The sequence below is a fragment of the Cohnella sp. WQ 127256 genome, assembly GCF_024519285.1.
Lineage (GTDB): Bacteria > Bacillota > Bacilli > Paenibacillales > Paenibacillaceae > Cohnella.
The window spans coordinates 228,045-244,566 of the sequence record NZ_JAMZCY010000008.1 but is presented as its reverse complement, the minus strand read 5'-3'; the positions used below and the strand labels follow the sequence as shown (position 1 = coordinate 244,566).

At 44.5% G+C, this 16,522-nt stretch carries 14 protein-coding genes; 6 read left to right on the top strand and 8 right to left on the bottom strand.

From position 1 onward, the window contains the following. Positions 1-3: 3 nt before the first annotated feature. Genes M1K58_RS22665 through M1K58_RS22650 form a run of 4 tightly spaced genes read right to left on the bottom strand, consistent with a single transcriptional unit; the run spans position 4 to position 5,527 of the window. Positions 4-882 carry an ABC transporter ATP-binding protein gene (locus M1K58_RS22665; RefSeq protein WP_256761164.1) on the bottom strand — a complete coding sequence of 293 codons (879 nt, stop codon included), beginning with the start codon at positions 880-882 and terminating at the stop codon, positions 4-6. 3 nt (positions 883-885) lie between these two features. Continuing rightward, positions 886-3,762 (bottom strand): ABC transporter permease, encoded by a 2,877-nt coding sequence (locus tag M1K58_RS22660; RefSeq protein ID WP_256761163.1) that lies wholly within the window; start codon positions 3,760-3,762, stop codon positions 886-888. A gap of 42 nt (positions 3,763-3,804) precedes the next feature. Beyond that, positions 3,805-4,827: an efflux RND transporter periplasmic adaptor subunit gene (locus M1K58_RS22655; RefSeq protein WP_256761162.1), complete on the bottom strand. Its 1,023-nt coding sequence runs from the start codon at positions 4,825-4,827 to the stop codon at positions 3,805-3,807. After that, the gene (locus tag M1K58_RS22650) at positions 4,811-5,527 is read right to left on the bottom strand and encodes an ABC transporter ATP-binding protein (protein WP_256761161.1); all 717 of its coding nucleotides are present in this window, start codon (positions 5,525-5,527) and stop codon (positions 4,811-4,813) included. The genes M1K58_RS22655 and M1K58_RS22650 overlap by 17 nt, the downstream gene beginning before the upstream one ends. A 360-nt stretch (positions 5,528-5,887) precedes the next feature. Here M1K58_RS22650 and M1K58_RS22645 point away from each other — a divergent pair, with 360 nt between their 5' ends. The 3 genes from M1K58_RS22645 to nagA are packed head-to-tail and all read left to right on the top strand — an operon-like array spanning position 5,888 to position 8,675. Further along, positions 5,888-6,757: a MurR/RpiR family transcriptional regulator gene (locus tag M1K58_RS22645; RefSeq protein ID WP_256761160.1), complete on the top strand. Its 870-nt coding sequence runs from the start codon at positions 5,888-5,890 to the stop codon at positions 6,755-6,757. Continuing rightward, positions 6,754-7,482 carry a glucosamine-6-phosphate deaminase gene (nagB, locus tag M1K58_RS22640; protein ID WP_256761159.1) on the top strand — a complete coding sequence of 243 codons (729 nt, stop codon included), beginning with the start codon at positions 6,754-6,756 and terminating at the stop codon, positions 7,480-7,482. The genes M1K58_RS22645 and nagB overlap by 4 nt, the downstream gene beginning before the upstream one ends. Next, positions 7,479-8,675 carry an N-acetylglucosamine-6-phosphate deacetylase gene (gene nagA / locus M1K58_RS22635; RefSeq protein ID WP_256761158.1) on the top strand — a complete coding sequence of 399 codons (1,197 nt, stop codon included), beginning with the start codon at positions 7,479-7,481 and terminating at the stop codon, positions 8,673-8,675. The genes nagB and nagA overlap by 4 nt, the downstream gene beginning before the upstream one ends. Positions 8,676-8,853: 178 nt before the next feature. On the opposite strand, the gene M1K58_RS22630 is transcribed toward nagA, so the two are convergent. Continuing rightward, a complete protein-coding gene (locus M1K58_RS22630; RefSeq protein ID WP_256761157.1) occupies positions 8,854-9,948 on the bottom strand; it encodes a ParM/StbA family protein in 1,095 nt (364 codons plus the stop codon). A 176-nt stretch (positions 9,949-10,124) separates the two neighbouring features. On the opposite strand from M1K58_RS22630, the gene M1K58_RS22625 reads away from it, so the two are divergent. The 3 genes from M1K58_RS22625 to M1K58_RS22615 all read left to right on the top strand — a co-directional run bounded on the left by M1K58_RS22625 (position 10,125) and on the right by M1K58_RS22615 (position 12,542). Continuing rightward, positions 10,125-11,144, top strand: coding sequence for a M23 family metallopeptidase (locus tag M1K58_RS22625; protein ID WP_256761156.1), 1,020 nt, complete (start codon positions 10,125-10,127; stop codon positions 11,142-11,144). Between the two features lie 2 nt (positions 11,145-11,146). Next, the gene (locus M1K58_RS22620) at positions 11,147-11,605 is read left to right on the top strand and encodes a bactofilin family protein (RefSeq protein WP_256761155.1); all 459 of its coding nucleotides are present in this window, start codon (positions 11,147-11,149) and stop codon (positions 11,603-11,605) included. Positions 11,606-11,684: 79 nt separating this feature from the next. Further along, positions 11,685-12,542, top strand: coding sequence for a hypothetical protein (locus M1K58_RS22615; protein ID WP_256761154.1), 858 nt, complete (start codon positions 11,685-11,687; stop codon positions 12,540-12,542). Positions 12,543-12,624: 82 nt separating this feature from the next. On the opposite strand, the gene M1K58_RS22610 is transcribed toward M1K58_RS22615, so the two are convergent. From M1K58_RS22610 to M1K58_RS22600, 3 genes are read right to left on the bottom strand one after another with little or no spacing between them, the layout of a single operon-like run. Beyond that, entirely contained in the window at positions 12,625-12,882 is a 258-nt protein-coding gene (locus tag M1K58_RS22610; RefSeq protein WP_256761153.1) for a DUF1294 domain-containing protein, read from the bottom strand. Between the two features lie 5 nt (positions 12,883-12,887). Beyond that, on the bottom strand, positions 12,888-16,154 hold the full coding sequence (locus M1K58_RS22605; RefSeq protein ID WP_256761152.1) for an ATP-binding protein: 3,267 nt from the start codon (positions 16,152-16,154) through the stop codon (positions 12,888-12,890). After that, positions 16,141-16,512 (bottom strand): response regulator transcription factor, encoded by a 372-nt coding sequence (locus tag M1K58_RS22600; RefSeq protein WP_256761151.1) that lies wholly within the window; start codon positions 16,510-16,512, stop codon positions 16,141-16,143. Before M1K58_RS22600 ends, M1K58_RS22605 begins: the two co-directional genes overlap by 14 nt. Between the last annotated feature and the right edge of the window lie 10 nt (positions 16,513-16,522).

Below are 16,522 nucleotides of genomic sequence, written 5' to 3'. Positions count from 1 at the left end.
AGGTTACTGTGGTGAGGTTAGCACAATCTTGCCTTCCACAAGCTCTAGCTTCACTTTATTCGTATCCTTAACGCCGATAGATTCGAGATAGGCTGCTGGCACCTGTAGACGGCCTGCTTTGTCTAGCACGGCATATTCAACATGCGAGTCTTCCTCGGTTTGAACGATGCCCCGCTCCAGCTCAGCCAGCTCTTCGGAATACGATTTACGTCGCAGCATTTCCGATGAAATCTTCCCGTCTCGAATAGAAACAACTCGATCGACCTTCTTGGCGAGCAGAGGATCATGAGTAACGATGACAACGGTAATCCCGATCGTCCGGTTAAGCTCACGGAAGAGATCAAGAATTTGATCTGCCATACGCGAATCTACCGAGCCTGTCGGCTCATCCGCCAGCAACAACTTTGGATGATTCGCCAGAGCAATGGCAATGGCTACGCGCTGCTGTTCACCACCGGACAGCTGATGGAGCTTATTGTTCTTGCGATGAGTGAGCCCGACCGCTTCCAGCAGCTCCAGTGCGCGTAATCTTCTGCGTTTTCCCTTAAGCAGGATTGGCAGCTCCACATTCTCGAGCGCGGTCAAATAAGGAATTAAATTCCGAGCGTTATTCTGCCATACAAATCCAACGCTTTCCCTCTTATATCGTACGAGATCGCGCTCGGACATTTTCAGCATATTCTTGCCATCAATTTCAAGCATCCCAGCAGATGGACGATCTAATCCACCTAGCATATTCATCAGCGTGGACTTGCCACTTCCACTGTTGCCGATGATCGCCATCAGCTCTCCTGTTTCTATTTGCAAATCTAAGCCTTGTAATGCAAATACCTCGAGATCAGCAGCTTTGTATATTTTCACCAAACCTTCGCATTTGATCATCGGTTAATCCTCCCCTAGTTTCAACGCTTGATGAACGCGAATACGGGAGAGCATGATAGACAATATGCCAAGCCCGAGTAGAAGCATAATGATAACAATGGAATAGAGACGGATAAAATCAATCGCTTCGAACATAACCTTGAATGGGGGAACGAGACTGCTTGGATTAAAGGCAATTTGGAAATTCGGAACGAATAGCTGGCTAGCCACATTACCGACCACAACACCGATCAGAATTGCGACACCAGAGGTGAGTAGCTGCTCTATGGCAAGCATACCTATCAATTGACGCAGCGACAAACCGATGGCCCGCATAATTCCGTTCTGTAGCGTTCGTCCTTTAAGTGATAATATCCAATACAGCAAGAAGCCCACGAAGCTAATCAATATAGAAACAATAAAGCCTAAAGTTAGAATCCCATTAAGTGCAAGCAAGAAAGGATCATTTTTGGCCTTCGTTAAGTCCTCTTTCGTATTCGTAATACTAATAAGAGGGAGCTTATTTTTTTCAATACTCTCATAAAATTCTGCATTAGAGTACCCAGGCTTCATCTTTAACCAAACCTGATAGGGCTCTAGTGCCAACTGAAATTGAATGCGGCTTAGATTCCCAACAATCAGCATCGGTGCATTGCTCTTCGCATCCGTTTCAGAAGCATCAATCGAGCCTAATGGCGGATTCGGGTTAAAGGTCGGGAAGTAATCGATGATGCCGAAGACGACGAAAGGCTGTGAATCTACGTTTTCCCAGCCTACACTTATCGTGTCTCCCGTCTTCACATCACGTTGCTCTGCTAACGTTCGAGAAATAAGCACCGCACGAGGATCGGCTGCGATCAAGTTCAAGTATTCATAGAATGGATAATTTAATAACTGATCTGGAAACCAAGATGTTCTACCAAAATCGTCACTATCCACACCAATGAGTGTAGCCGTACCCGATTTCTCCCCAGAATAGAAGCCCACTTTATTTTTTATGAACACCTTGGCTGCCTGCTCAACACCTGTTAATTTCAAATAGGGGTCAAAGCTCGGCTCCAGATAATGAATAACCTTTGGAACCAGCGTTGCTTGAGCAGCGGGTGGACCTCCCGGAGCTGGAGGTGGGGGGGCATCATTTTGCCATTGCGACTGCAAGACAAAATCCGCTCCGTGACTATAACGAATCCGATGCTCCGTATTAATATTGAGTGTTCTAGCGGCCCCTGCACTAAATACTCCGATCGCAATGGTCATAATCAGGAACACCATGAGAAACTGGTATTGACTATTCGAGCGACCCACTTGAATGAGCGTAGCGTAGAGAGACGGAGGCCACCATTTGCGCCCCGCCCAATAGATTAGCTTAAGGACGTAAGGGTACAACCTCAGCAGCAGCAAGCCCGCTCCAACAACGAACAAAGCTGGCATGACAAACTGCAAGGGATCGATTTTCAGATCGTCCGTTTTCAAGCCTAAGCTTCTCATATCCTTCAATCGATTCTGAAAGGTATATAACCCATAAATAGATATGGCCAAAGCAGCGACATCCAAAAATGCTTTATGCCAAAAGGGTGTCCGCTGCATACGAGCAAGCTGTTGTTTATGTCCGACAATAGATACGCGGGTAGCCAACACCACTGGAATAAGCATCATGAGAAGGGACACAGCTGCTGCGATTCCTCCATAGAGGAACGCCTGATCATTCAAGTGAACTGTCATGCGAGACCGTTGGACGAATTCCAGAAAACCGTTAGAAGCTCCAAGAATCTTCGTCAGTCCCATTCCGACAAACGGCCCTACAAACCAAGCAATTCCACAAAGCAGCAGTCCTTCAACCGCATAGGAGAGAATAATTTGCCATCTTGCAGCTCCTCTGCTTCGCAATATGGCGATTTCATTTTTCTGCCGATCAATAATCAAATTCGCTACCATGAACATATAGAAGCCAAGCATAATGAGAACAGGAACGTTCAATGACCACATAAGCTTGCCCAACTGCTTGGAGCGTTCAAAATACTTTTCGATCGTTGTTAACGCAGGAACAGTGAACTCAGACTGGAACGTTACGACTTTCTTTTTCACCGCAGCCTTAATCGCTTTATCCGTCGCTAGAAAGTCATTTACGTTCCTAAGCTCCATTTTGGAATAATCCAGTACGAAGAACCAACCGCTTGATACAACCGGGATTGTATTCCCCTTAATGAACTGCTCATTAAAAATCCCATCATGAATGACGAATACCGAGTTTAAGTCACTAAGGCTCACATTCCGAAAGTAAGGATCATCATCTTGCTTTTTGCTGAAAACACCAACAGGTTTAATTTTTATAGTGCCTAAGATTTTATCATCCTGCAGGACAAATACTTTGTCTAATACTGTTTTGAAGTTGCTCAGCGCTTGTTCCGTGAGGAGCACCTCGTAAACACCCTCGACAGGCTGCTTGGATGGCATTCTTCCATCCTCGAGCTTAATATGCTCCTCAAGATCGCTGTAGGATCGGAGCGATGCAGTTACCTTTTTCTTCTTATCTATCGCTTCCCCTTCAGGAATAAGCGTGACTTGTTTGGTACGTCGTTCTTGCACAAGCTCCTTTACGGGGATACCAAATCCTGGCCCGGCTTCGAACTCCATGAATTGATCCATCGACGCTATAAGCTTTGCCCGCTGCTCGCTTTTTTCGTTATAGAAGCCCATCATCGTCCAGTGTGACCCTGGATAGACCCCTTTTTCCTTCTGGAACGTTTCTAAGTCCTTGACGAGCATGCGACTTAAAATCGCCTCAGAATAGATGGGCATCGTGCCAACAAGCGCAACAGTCATTAAAATACCGAAAAACATACTGGAAACGAGCCATTTATTTTGAACCATTTTACGGATGATCATGACAAATAAGGCCACACCATAGCCTCCCTAACTCTAAGAATGCTGAATACCGAATCATTATTGCATAACGATAACTTGGCCTTCCGTCAGCCCTTGAACGACTTCAATTTCAGTAGATCCGGTCAGTCCCGTTTCGACATCAACTTCTCTTAGTCGCTTGCCATCCTCCAGCACCCTTACGAAATTTCGACCGAGATACGAGCGCAGCCCACTGCGTGGGATCTTCAGTACATTGTCACGTTGCTGTGTAATGATCTTCACATCTGCCATTGAACCGATACTGACGTTTTTCGGTTGCTTAGGAACCTCAATGTATATTGTCTTCGCATATTTTTCTGCTAAATCTTTGTTTAGCGTTTCCGGTGAGGAGGATGGGGTTTGAACAACCTTCCCTACAACCTTGTCTTGTTTATACGTAATATCCGCGGCTACCCCCACCTCAACCTCTCTAATATCCGCAGGGTTATCCACTCGGATGGCAATCCGAAGATTGTTAGGATCAGCAACGATGACCAATGTCTGGTACGCCTCAATATAGTCGCCTTCCTTAAGCGTTTCAGCGAACACGACCTGACCATCAATACCAGCGACCAACTGTTTGTTGCTATACTCCTCAGAAAGCCTATCGTATTTGATTTGCTCGATTTCAAGCAGCAGCTGCGCAATCTTGAGCTCCTGTTCCTCAGCATTACGAGCTAACTGAAAGCCATATTTCGCTTTTTCTAACGCAAGCTGCTGCTCTTTCAACTTTAAATCTAGTCCGTCTAATATTAACTGCACGAGTACATCGCCTTTTTTAACGACATCCCCTGATTTGACCAAAATTTTATCAATCCTTCCCCCTTGTCCCGTAAATTGAGAAACATCCGTTTGGATGGACTCAAAGGTTCCACTTCCATTGATTGATTTGACAATCGATCCCTTTGCTACATTAACAGTCGTATAATTTTCCTGCGCAGGCTTAACGAGTGGTGGATTTAGTGCTTCCTCTTCTCTAGGAAGCAGCGAGCATCCAGCCAATGCACTGCCAAGAACGATTGTTAATCCAAGAACTACAGCTTGTTTAATTGTGCGAGACAATTTGACCATCCTCCAGTTCATATACTTGGTCCACGATTTCCATAATAGCTGGATCATGCGTAGTCAGAATGATTGTGATGCCACTTAACTCCACCAAATCCCGGAAAACCTTAATAATATGTAGTCCTGTTCGGCTATCTAATTCTGCTGTAGGTTCGTCTGCAAGAATCAGCTTCGGCTTGTGGGCAATTGCACGCGCAATAGCCGTTCTTTGCTGTTCACCGCCCGACATCTCGAAGGGCCGATGATGCATTCTTGGCTTCAATCCGACATGCTCCAAAGCCTGAATAGCAGCCTCCTTGCGTTCATTCGCCGGAATTCCGGAAATTCTCAGCACAAATTCAACGTTCTCGTAAGCGGACATGAGAGGAATAAGCGCAAAGGATTGAAAAATAAGTCCCATCTCCTTCCGACGGACTAAATCTCTCTCCTTATTGGACATTGCAGTAAGATCACGGCCATCAAAGGTAATCGTGCCTTCCGTCGGACGATCCAAAGTACTCAATAGATTAATAAGTGTCGTTTTTCCAGAGCCCGATCTGCCTTTAAAAGCGACCAGCTTCCCCGTTGGAATTTGAACATCTACACCATTAAGAACTGTGACGGCACCGGAGCCTCTACCGAACACTCTCTTAACGCCATCCGCACGAATAATATCCTTAATGGCAATGGGAGCTAATTCTTCATCAACTACCGTCATCCGTATAGCAATCTCCTCTCGGATCATCTATTCATTCATGGTGATTGAACATGTGGAAACGTTTTCTATTTCCTATTTTTCAATATAAGCCCACCGTAAATATCTGTCAATTTAGATTCAAAAAGTAAATAACATCAACTTGGTTTAAGATAGAAACGCACCTTATAAGTGTTAAATATTGAAAATCCGAATGTTGTAGATAAAGGGGTGGAGTTCATGTAGATCGGTAGTTATTCCAACGTAAAAATCTGGATTGCAAGCTAAATTGGCTTGCTGTACAATAGGGATAGGTCATGAAACTAATTTTCTTGTAATATCGTTTTTGAAGGAAACTAATTTTCTAGTCAAGGGATGTGAGTCATGAGCATTCTGAACGCAATCCAGGAAAGATTGGATAGCTTACATCTTAAAGAGCGCACGTTAGCCGAGTATTTGATCCAGCACCCGCAGCAAGCCGTGCAGATGACCATTACCGAGCTAGCAGCACAATCTGGAAGTAGTACAGCTACCATTTCGCGATTTTGCAAAACATTTCATTCGCACAACTTTCCCGACTTTAAGCAGAAGCTCGCTACTGAGCTCGTCCAACAAACGTCCACCCCGAATCAATATCAAGATATTGTCGCAGGCAATGCTCTGCATGATATCGTGGGAGCCATTACTGCGAATCATATGCGTTCAATTACGGATACGACTCAGGTGCTTGATCTTGCCCAGCTCCGCCTAGCTATTCAAGCGTTACACCATGCTAACCGTATTGATCTATATGGTTCTGCGACCTCCGGTATCGTAGCCCAGGATTTCTTCCATAAGCTGATTCAGATTGGGAAAACGGCTGCTGCATACTCCGACCCCCATCTCCAGCTGACATCATCTGCCTCTTTAACTTCTAAAGACGTGGCTATCGGAATTTCCTATTCGGGTGAAACTCCAGAAACGATCCATGCGCTTCGCAGTGCTTCCGAGCAAGGAGCCACTACGTTGTCCATTACTCGATTCGGAGCGAATACACTTGCTGATCAAGCCTCCATAAAGCTATTCACTTCTTCGTCAGAAGTCGGAATGCGTCGCGGGGATATGGCATCGCGAATGGCAACACTACACGTCATCGACATCCTGTTTATTGGACTCGTTAGCGAGCATTTCGAACAATACGCTTCCCGTCTTGAGCAGTCTTATAAGACGGTTGAACGATATACAACTAGCAAAGAGGAGAGAAAATCAAAATGAACATTATTACTTTCGACAGCGACGATAAGCTGAATGAAGCAGCTGCTAACATCATCATCGGTCAAATCCAAACGACACCCCGTGCGGTAATTGGCCTTGCTACTGGAGGTACTCCGGTCGGTATCTATAAACAAATCGTTAACGACTATCAAAGAGGTATGATCAGCTTCCGTGATGTAACGACTTTTAATTTGGACGAGTATGTTAACCTACCTATCAACCATCCAGAAAGCTACCGTTCTTATATGAACAGCAATCTGTTCGATCATATTGATCTACCTGCATCGCAATGTCACATCCCAGATGGTAATGCTGCTGATCCAGCAGAGGAATGCCGCAAATATGACGAAGCTATTGAGCTTTCCGGACAAGTAGACTTGCAGTTACTTGGTCTCGGACATAATGGACATATCGGGTTTAATGAGCCCGCGCATGCCTTAATTAAAGGAACTCATGTCGTAGATTTAGCACAAGAAACATTAGAAGCAAATGCAAGATTTTTTGACTCGATCGACGATGTGCCAAAGCAAGCCATCACGATGGGTGTAGGTACGATTCTTAAAGCAAAAAAAATCCTGCTCGTCGTCAAAGGGGCAGACAAAGCAGATATTATTAAACGTGCTTTACATGGCACTATTACAACGGATTGTCCGGCATCTCTGCTGCAGACACATCCTAATTTAATTGTGTTGCTTGATTCTGCGGCCGCGGGTAAACTCGCATGAGCAACATCGCTAACGGAAAGTTTCAAATTATTAACGCACGAATCGTAACCCCATCGGGTGTAATAGAGGATGGATCGATACTCGTTGAAGATGGAATCATTACGAATATCGGAAGCAATACTGACGCAGACGCTAATGAAGTCAAAGCTAGCCTCCACTCCATTGAAACGATTGATGTTCAAGGAAGCTGGATTATCCCCGGCTTTATCGATGTACATGTTCATGGCGGTGCGGGTCACGACTTCATGGAAGCGGATGAGGTCGGCATTGAAGCCATTACGAAATTCCATGCTTCGAACGGAACAACAAGCTTATTGGCAACAACGCTTACCGCCTCCCGTGAGGATTTGACTGCCGTAATTGAACGCGTACGTTCTTTTATGTCGACATCAATGCCCTACACACAAATCGTTGGCGTGCATTTAGAAGGTCCTTTCGTCAACGTAAAATGGAAAGGCGCACAAAATCCCGATTTTATTATTCCTCCCCAGCAAGACTGGTTAGAGGAATGGGTGACTCGCTTTCCAGGCATCCTAAAAATACAAACATTGGCACCCGAGTCTGAAGGTGCACTAGAGTATATTCGGAAGCTGGATCAACATGGGATCGTTCCGAGCTGTGGTCACACGGATGCGACCTACGACCAAATTATCGCAGCTGCGGACAATGGATTGCGGCATGCTGTGCATACCTTTAACGCGATGAAGCCTCTTCATCATCGCGAGCCGGGAACGGTCGGCGCTGTGCTTACCGATGACCGTATTACCGCTGAAGTCATTGCTGACGGGCATCATGTGCATCCGGCAGGCATCAAGCTCATTACACGTGCCAAAGGGACGCATAATGTTATTCTCGTCACCGACGCAATGTCTGCCGCGGGTATGCCTGACGGGGAATACAATCTAGGCGGACTACCTGTTCATATGACCTGTGGAGTTGCCCGATTGAAGGAATCAGGTAGCTTAGCAGGAAGTACACTTACGATGATTAATGCGGTCCGCTATTTGGTCCGCGAGGTCGGAGTTTCAATTGAAGAAGCAAGCCGCATGGCAAGCGCGAATCCGGCACGACAGCTCGGGATCGATAGCACAACCGGAACGTTAGAGGTTGGAAAAGCTGCAGACTTCCTACAGTTGGATGGTACATTAGACATTCAAACGATCTGGATTGGTGGAAGAAACGTAACTGTATAATAAAAAGGAATGGGGATATCCTTGACGGTCTTTGACCTTCAGGATATCCCCATTCCTTTTTATTTGCACCTTCCGAACACGAATAGCGTTACCGCAGCACCTGATCCCCTTCCTAATCGTTAAAAAATGGCTATCCCTTTGGTCTGTTTCAACCAAATGGGATAACCATTCGTATGATTTATAACTGCTCTGACTGAGAGGTCTTGTTCTTTGCTAGCTTGAGATAGCCATATACGTTCTGTAGCTCACTATCTTCAACGAAGCGAAGGCGCATGTTCTCTGCTGCATCTAGGATGTATGGCTTCAGAGCTGCTGCCCCGCCACCTAGTACATAGAAGCATTGAATATCCGGGTACTTCTTCCAGCGTTTACGAATCAGATCCACAATCTTCTGCGCCGCACGGCCAAAGTAGTTATCGACGATTGGACGTATATCTGCTTGCCCCTCACCCACGCGCTGAATGATGAATTCGTGCTTGCGAATTCGTTGAATTAGCTTCGTCCGACTCGGAAAACGATAACCGAATTGATCTTCTACTTCACGCATAATCGAATCCAAGTAGGAAGCTAATCCTAACTGCTCACCTGTGCTAAATTGGTTATCTATGCTCATCCGTTTCACGACAGGTAAATCTGTGGTTAGAGCACCCATCTCGCAAATCCCGATACAGCCATAGTAAAGTTCTTCATCTCTCACCTGCAGGTTCTCATGTGTCGCCATATGGAACAATGCAGCTGCTCCCTCAACAGAAACAATCGCGCGGCGGATATTTACACGAACCGTACGCCCACGCAGCTTCGGTGTCGATAGGAATGTAACCTCATGCTCTCCAACAAGCCGTTCTTCAAATGACTGATGATAACGAGCAAATGTCCGCACCGGTAAACCCGTACCAATCACGTATTCAACCTGATCAATCGTTTGTCCAGGCTGAAGGGTATGAGCTACGCTCGTCACACTAGCATAAGCTAAAGCCGTCAATGCAACGATAAGGGATTGATCGCTAGTCGCCTTGTTGTCCGTTTCCTCTAGCTCCGCATTATCTTGATCCTCAGAAGCAAGCTGTCCAACAAAATACCGCTGGCTCTTCTTTTTCAACTTAGGGCTGTATACCATAACGTCAAGAGCCTTCAATGGTGAATCTTCCTCTTGAAGCACATGCCTTTCGTACCCCGGTGATACGATATTTGGTATAATAACTGGCTCATTAGACCCACTTACAACCAATTTGACACTATCATTACCAATATCTATTCCTGCTAACTTAATCATAATGAACCTCCCCGGCGTCAATTCTCGGCCGTCGCTGTATTATTTGATTCGCCCTAATTCGACAAAGTCCTCCTTTTTCCACTTGATTGTTTCATTTTTTTTAATTAATGAAGGATTTTTTGACGAATAGGTCGAAGTAATGTGGGATGATGATGTAGAAAAGCAGGAGGAAAGTCATGAAATGGCGACATAAGAAATTCACCTTCATGGTGATCCCGGATGCGAACAGCTCGGTGATGCGTTTTCAACTATCAGCAGTTATCCTCGTAATCGGACTAATCACAACAATCGCAATACTTGCAATTAGCATTACAGCATTCCTTCTGTACCGTGGAAATACGAATCAGATTGGGCAGCTTAAGCAGCAATTGTCCTCCGCTACTGGAGATTATGAACAGATCATCAAGAGCAAGGACGAGCATATTGATGAGCTTCAGACTGATCTTGTCGATCTGTCCGAGCAAGCTCAGAAAATCAATACACGAGTGAACGATATCGAGGTTCTCGAATCTCAACTCAAGGAAATGGTTGGTATTGAGACAAACGATTCTAGCAAATCCAAAGAATCCGACAAACCCTCTCCCGATAATAAGACTGACGATGCTGAGCAATTTTCGATGGACAGTGGGACAGGTGGTGAAGAGCTCCCGATTACTGAGGAAGATATGGGACTTCTAGTCGAGCAAACCCGAAGTCAATTCCTGTCCTTAGATGAACAAATTCAATTTATGAAGCCTGAGCTAGAGCAAACCAAAATTGATGTTGCCAAGCAACAGAAAATAATCGCGGTAACTCCGACGATATGGCCGGCAGACTCTCGCAAAATCACTTCAACCTACGGCATCCGCAAGGATCCCTTTACTCGACGGGCCACCTATCATGCCGGATTGGATCTTGGTGGAAATACCGGAGATGCGATCTATGCAACAGCTGACGGAACGGTCATCGAAGCTGGGCGTAGTACTTCTCATGGCAACAATGTACTGATTTCCCATGCAAACGGTATCCGTACGCATTATTCTCATATGAGTGAAATTCTGACCACAGTCGGAGCAAAAGTAACTAAAGGTGACATCATTGGAGAAATTGGCTCAACAGGACGCAGTACAGGCCCTCATCTCCATTATGAAGTTATCATTAAAGGTGAGCACGTTGATCCGCAGCCGTATCTAAAGGCAACCAGGAGGAGTAACTAACTATGTTTAAGAATAAGAAAATAAAAATCGATCTGAATGCGACGGATACTTTAATTGGCGAGGGAACCTCGTTCGAAGGGAAAATAAAATCGGAAGCCGGCTTACGTATTGAAGGGCAAATGGTTGGAGATATCGAATGCGCGGGAGATATTACCATTGGGGAAAATGGTATTGCGCGTTCAGACATCCAAGCCCGGAATGTGGTCATCGCTGGACAAGTCGTCGGAAATGTCGCGGTTACAGGTAAATTGACAATCAAAACAACAGGCCAGCTTCACGGCAACTTATCCGCACTGGAGCTTTCCATTGAATCCGGTGCTACCTTCCACGGAACTAGTAAAATGGATGCCAAAGACTCGACGATTATCATTCCTGAAGAGAAACAGGCAACCAAAGTTCAAGAAACTATAACTCCATCTGTTAAAGAAAACAAAACCGATTCAGTGCTCCAAACATGGTAAGTTTGCACGTGCTTCTATACTTCGTGTATTCTTAAGTAGATAGACACAGAAGGCTGTTGACTGGAGTGGAGTGAACGAATTGGAAGATCTCAGAAAAGCATACGAAATCCTTGGTTTAGATGAGGATGCAACCCGTGAGCAAGTTGAAAATCGCTATTTTATTTTGATGAAGAGAGCCCGTTCCGAGAAGTCACGCACAGTCGAAGGCGAAGATGGCAATCAACCACTAGATTTAACACAGATCAATCAAGCCTATAATCTTGTGTTGGGAATCGAAACAGAGAAGCTCGTTACGACGGAAAAGCAAACAAAAGCAGGTCATTTCTTTTACTATTATAAATTTCATGTCATCATCGGTATTATTATCGTTTTGATCGCGGGATATTTAATTAAAGAGGGCATCGACAAGAGACGCGAAGCCGCGAACACGCCTCCGGCAGATCTGTCTGTCAGCATATTCGGCAACTTTTACTTCGCAGATGAAAAAATACTTGAGCAAAACATGCTAAAGCTCTTTCCTGATTGGCAGAGGATTGAGACTATGCTCGTATTCGTTCCGACAGAAATCACGAGCCCACAGGATATGGCCATGCAACAGAAAAGCGTGCTCATGCTAATGACTGAGAAATCGAATCTCTATATCACGGATGAGAAAAACTTTAAGAGTCTAGCCGCACAGGGTGCCTTCATTAAATTAAATGCTCCCGATAGCCTAGCTGCTAAACTTACTATTCCAATTCCGGAGAATAAGATTCGCACAGCCCAGTACGAAGAGGATTCCGTTCCAGAGCCCTACGGAATCGATATTACCGGAAACCCGATATTCAATGGAATTGAATTGTCAGGGGAACGTACGATCTTAGCTATCCGCACAAGCGATAAACATCAGGACAACACCGTGAAGATCTTAGAAAAACTCATTCAAACAACTCCATAAGCGATAAATAACAAAGAAGAGGATGCACAGGGGTAAAACCTGTCGCATCCTCTTCTTTGTTCATTCTTTTGACGCCTGTTACTCAATAATAAATCCACACAGCGAGAAGCACGTGTGCGACTAGAATCGCGGGCATCCCGATAACAAACGTCGGATGCTTCGTCTTATGCCGCCATATTCTCATCGCGATGATGGCTCCTGCCGCACCTCCAATTGCCGCCCAGAGAAACAACGTTCTCTCGGGTACTCTTCTCGCATGTTTCTTTGCCTGCGACTTATCATGCGCCATTAATGCTAAGGTAACTACGTTAATAACAATTAGTATTGTGTACAGCAACATCCTACTTATCCCTCATCTTCGATATTATCCGGAAATAATATATCACCGCTAGGTTCAGTTATATTAATGATTTCGATAAACACTTTGGACAGTTCTCCTGGTGGGTAAGGCTTCGTTAAATATTTATTAATCGAAAACTCTTGAAGATTCTCATCAGACTTATCTAGCGCTGAAGAAATAACGATGGGCACCTTTTCCGTGCGCACATCATTCTTCAACATTCGAATAAGATCCCAGCCATCTAACTCATCTCCCAGCATAATATCCACGACGATCCCAACGAATCGTACAGTCAAAGCCTCTTCAAAGGCCTTCTGGGCATTATAATGATGAGTGACCCGGAAGCCCTTTGCCTTCAATTCCTCTGATAAGAGTAAAGACAAACTCGAATCATCTTCAACGATCATGACGTTCTGAATATTTTCATTGTCCCCGTCTATCAGAACACCAATATCATCTTCAGGCGCATTTTTCGGTGAGCGCAAAGGCAATTCAAACCAAGCGCTTGTTCCTTCCCCTTCGACGGATTCTATTCCGATCCTGCCATGGTGCTTCTCGATGATTTCCTTGCAGATTGCAAGTCCCAGACCGGTTCCTCCTACTTTTCTGGAGGTACTGTTGTCCACTCGGCGGAATTTTTGGAATAGAATATCGATCTGCTCCTTCGCAATACCAAGCCCCTTATCTTCTATTCTTACCACGATCTTATCCTGCACATTATACATCCTCACTTTGACGTCACCGTCTTCGTGTGAGAACTTAATTCCGTTGCTGATTAGATTAGTAAATACCTGTACGATCCTCATCTTATCTACATCAACATCCACAAATTTGGCTTCATCAATAAGTAAGACATTGCGCTTAGTCCCGACCTTATACTGATCGATGACTTCCATTGCAATTCGATTTAACGCAAATGTCTCTATGTCATAGCTCTGTTTACCGGACTCCATTCTCTGCAAGTCGAGGAAATCGTTAATCAAGTTAGTCAGCCTTAGAGCTTCTTTATGAATCGTTTCGAGATACTTCTTCTGACGCTCAGGCTTCAAAGGCTTGGAGAGCAATAATTCTGTAAAGCCTAATACGCTAGAAAGCGGCGTTCTTAATTCATGACTTACTGTACTGACCAATTCCGATTTCATGACATCCAGCTCGTGCTCTTTAGTAATGTTACGATGCACGAACAAGGTACCGATCCTTGCACCGCGACGCACAACCGGTGTGGCATACACGTCAATATACCTCTTAGTATCATTACCGATGGAATATTGCGTGCTACTGGATTCCTCGCACTCTTGCGATAGTGCCATCCGGAAAAATTCCTCTAATTCTGGAGCTGAGCTGCATTGATCGGAAATATCATGTATCCATTGATCTATAGGGATGCCTTTACCTTCTCCCCATTCCTTGCACATGATAATCTCACTCAACGCTTGATTATTATTAGTCATCGTTCCGTTGGAATCTACGAATTGGATACCCTCATTTACATTGTTAACAATATCTTGGTTCAGCTTATGGGCCATCTCTATATCTTCGACCATCTCTATTCTTTCAACCGCCAGAGAGACTCGTTTCATCAGCCCTTGTATCGCTTCTATCTCTTCCTCTTCGTACACCCTGCCTATTCTTGTAGCACAGAAGAGAGCAACAACGTTGTCTTTCGTATCCGTTACGGCAGTGTATAGGTCATAGCAATCTACGGACAATGTCGATATTCCTAGCTCAGCATTGCTTGCCTTTCTTTGAACGATATACGTTTTTTCCTGAGCCAGTCTATCCAGCATATCATTGGAAGAATGGTTAACATAACGCTCTATAACTTCTTGCGGAATTCCTCTTGATGAATATATCGTTTCTCTAACGATCATGAAAAGGCTAGAGTCAAAGGAATGCAGTTCATTAATAAAGTGATTGAACTTCTCGACAAGATCCTGTTTATTCAACGTATATGTGATTTCATGATTCAATAAATTATGATTTTTTAGAATGTCCATCGTTTTTTCTGTCTGTTGCAACGATTCCGCAAGTTCTTTCTGTATCGCTTTATTCGATGTAATGTCATTACCGATCAGAATATATTTATAGACTTCCCCATGCTCGTTAAGATAGGGAACGACCGTAAGATCAAACCATATGGCTGATCCATCTTGTCTCTCCAATTCCATTTCGATGTTCCAGACTCCACCTTTAGCGACTCTCTCTTCCAATTCTTTAAGAGCCTTTAACGAGGAATCCCGAATCTTTATGATTTTATAGGGCTTGCCCAGAAGTGCCGAAGATTTAAATTGTGTAAAAGCAGTAAGCCGTTCATTCGTATACGTAAATACGCCATGCTCATTAAGAATGGCAACAGCTGAAGATTGATCCAATGCCTTCATGATGCTTTCAATCTCAGTGAGGGAATGCTGCAACTGGGCTTGCTGTGCCTGAAGCTCTTCCTGCTGGGCTTGCAGCTCCTCATTCTGCATCATAAGCTCTTCTTCCTTGATCTGAATACTATGAGTCATCTCAATAAAGGAATCATTCAGGCGCCCAAGCTCGTCGCTCCTGTTGGTCAGCGTGATTGGAACTTCCTGTCCAGCTGCTAGTGACTTGGTAGCCGCTTCAAGCTCAAGGATAGGTGTAATGAGGCTTCTTAACAGCCTCCAAAATAACCCCCCTAACAACAAAAGGATAACCATGCTAAACAAAATAGCGATAATCGTAAATTGATTGGATTGTTTGATAGAGTCATCGATCACTTGGTTTAATCTATTATCCGAATTCTCCTTGAAATTACTAGTGTAATCCATGAAATCATAGACGATCTGATTCGCTCCGCTCTCTAATAATTCACGCAACGCATCAAAATCCTTCGCTTCAGCGTAACCGATAGCTTTAGGCAGCAAATTCGTCGTGTAATCGTTATAGAAGGCTCTTAAATCTTCACTTGCCGTTCTATCTTCACTAGTGAGCTTAAGTGACGAGAACTCTTGAAGACGCACATCAAACTCTTTCAAATCCAACTTCAATTGTTCAAGATCTGTGTTGCTTTGGAATACATAGTACCCCCTAGCTCGGAATACAAAGTCATACAATGTATCTGAAAGGCTTAATATCGTATCGGTTTTCAGCTTCAACTCACTTAACTCAGAGTCGAGCTTACGCTGCTGCTCGTTCGTATAAAAGTAAAAGGAAACCCCTATTAGTAAGACTAGTGTAATAGCACCCGCTAAAGCTCGCATGTATTTAGTTCGAATACGGGTAGGTTTAATTCTACTCACCTCCATCAACTAAAATCTCTTCCACGACTTGCAGAAGTTCTAATGGGCTAAATGGTTTGGGTATGAAGTAACTAGCACCTGCCTCTAGTGCCTTCATTCGATCCGCTTCCTGAGCTTTAGCCGTAAGCATAAGGATAGGCATTCGCTTCTTCAAGTCCACTGGCAACCGTTCGAGCACTTCCATTCCCGTTAGCTGTGGCATCATATAGTCGAGAATCATGAGATCATATTCCGACTGTTGTAGTTTATCCAAGGCAACCTTGCCATCCTCGGCCAATTCAATGTGAACATCCAAATCCTCAAGTGTGTCTGAGATGAGCATACGAAGGATTTCCTCGTCGTCGACAATCAATAATTTTCTCATAAATCCTCCT

Bases quoted from the DNA above. Each gene is read 5' to 3' on its own strand.
- M1K58_RS22665 (WP_256761164.1), bottom strand. From the start codon at position 882: ATGATCAAATGCGAAGGTTTGGTGAAAATATACAAAGCTGCTGATCTC.
- M1K58_RS22650 (WP_256761161.1), bottom strand. From the start codon at position 5,527: ATGACGGTAGTTGATGAAGAATTAGCTCCCATTGCCATTAAGGATATT.
- M1K58_RS22645 (WP_256761160.1), top strand. From the start codon at position 5,888: ATGAGCATTCTGAACGCAATCCAGGAAAGATTGGATAGCTTACATCTT.
- nagB (WP_256761159.1), top strand. From the start codon at position 6,754: ATGAACATTATTACTTTCGACAGCGACGATAAGCTGAATGAAGCAGCT.
- nagA (WP_256761158.1), top strand. From the start codon at position 7,479: ATGAGCAACATCGCTAACGGAAAGTTTCAAATTATTAACGCACGAATC.
- M1K58_RS22630 (WP_256761157.1), bottom strand. From the start codon at position 9,948: ATGATTAAGTTAGCAGGAATAGATATTGGTAATGATAGTGTCAAATTG.
- M1K58_RS22625 (WP_256761156.1), top strand. From the start codon at position 10,125: ATGAAATGGCGACATAAGAAATTCACCTTCATGGTGATCCCGGATGCG.
- M1K58_RS22620 (WP_256761155.1), top strand. From the start codon at position 11,147: ATGTTTAAGAATAAGAAAATAAAAATCGATCTGAATGCGACGGATACT.
- M1K58_RS22610 (WP_256761153.1), bottom strand. From the start codon at position 12,882: ATGTTGCTGTACACAATACTAATTGTTATTAACGTAGTTACCTTAGCA.
- M1K58_RS22605 (WP_256761152.1), bottom strand. From the start codon at position 16,154: ATGGAGGTGAGTAGAATTAAACCTACCCGTATTCGAACTAAATACATG.
- M1K58_RS22600 (WP_256761151.1), bottom strand. From the start codon at position 16,512: ATGAGAAAATTATTGATTGTCGACGACGAGGAAATCCTTCGTATGCTC.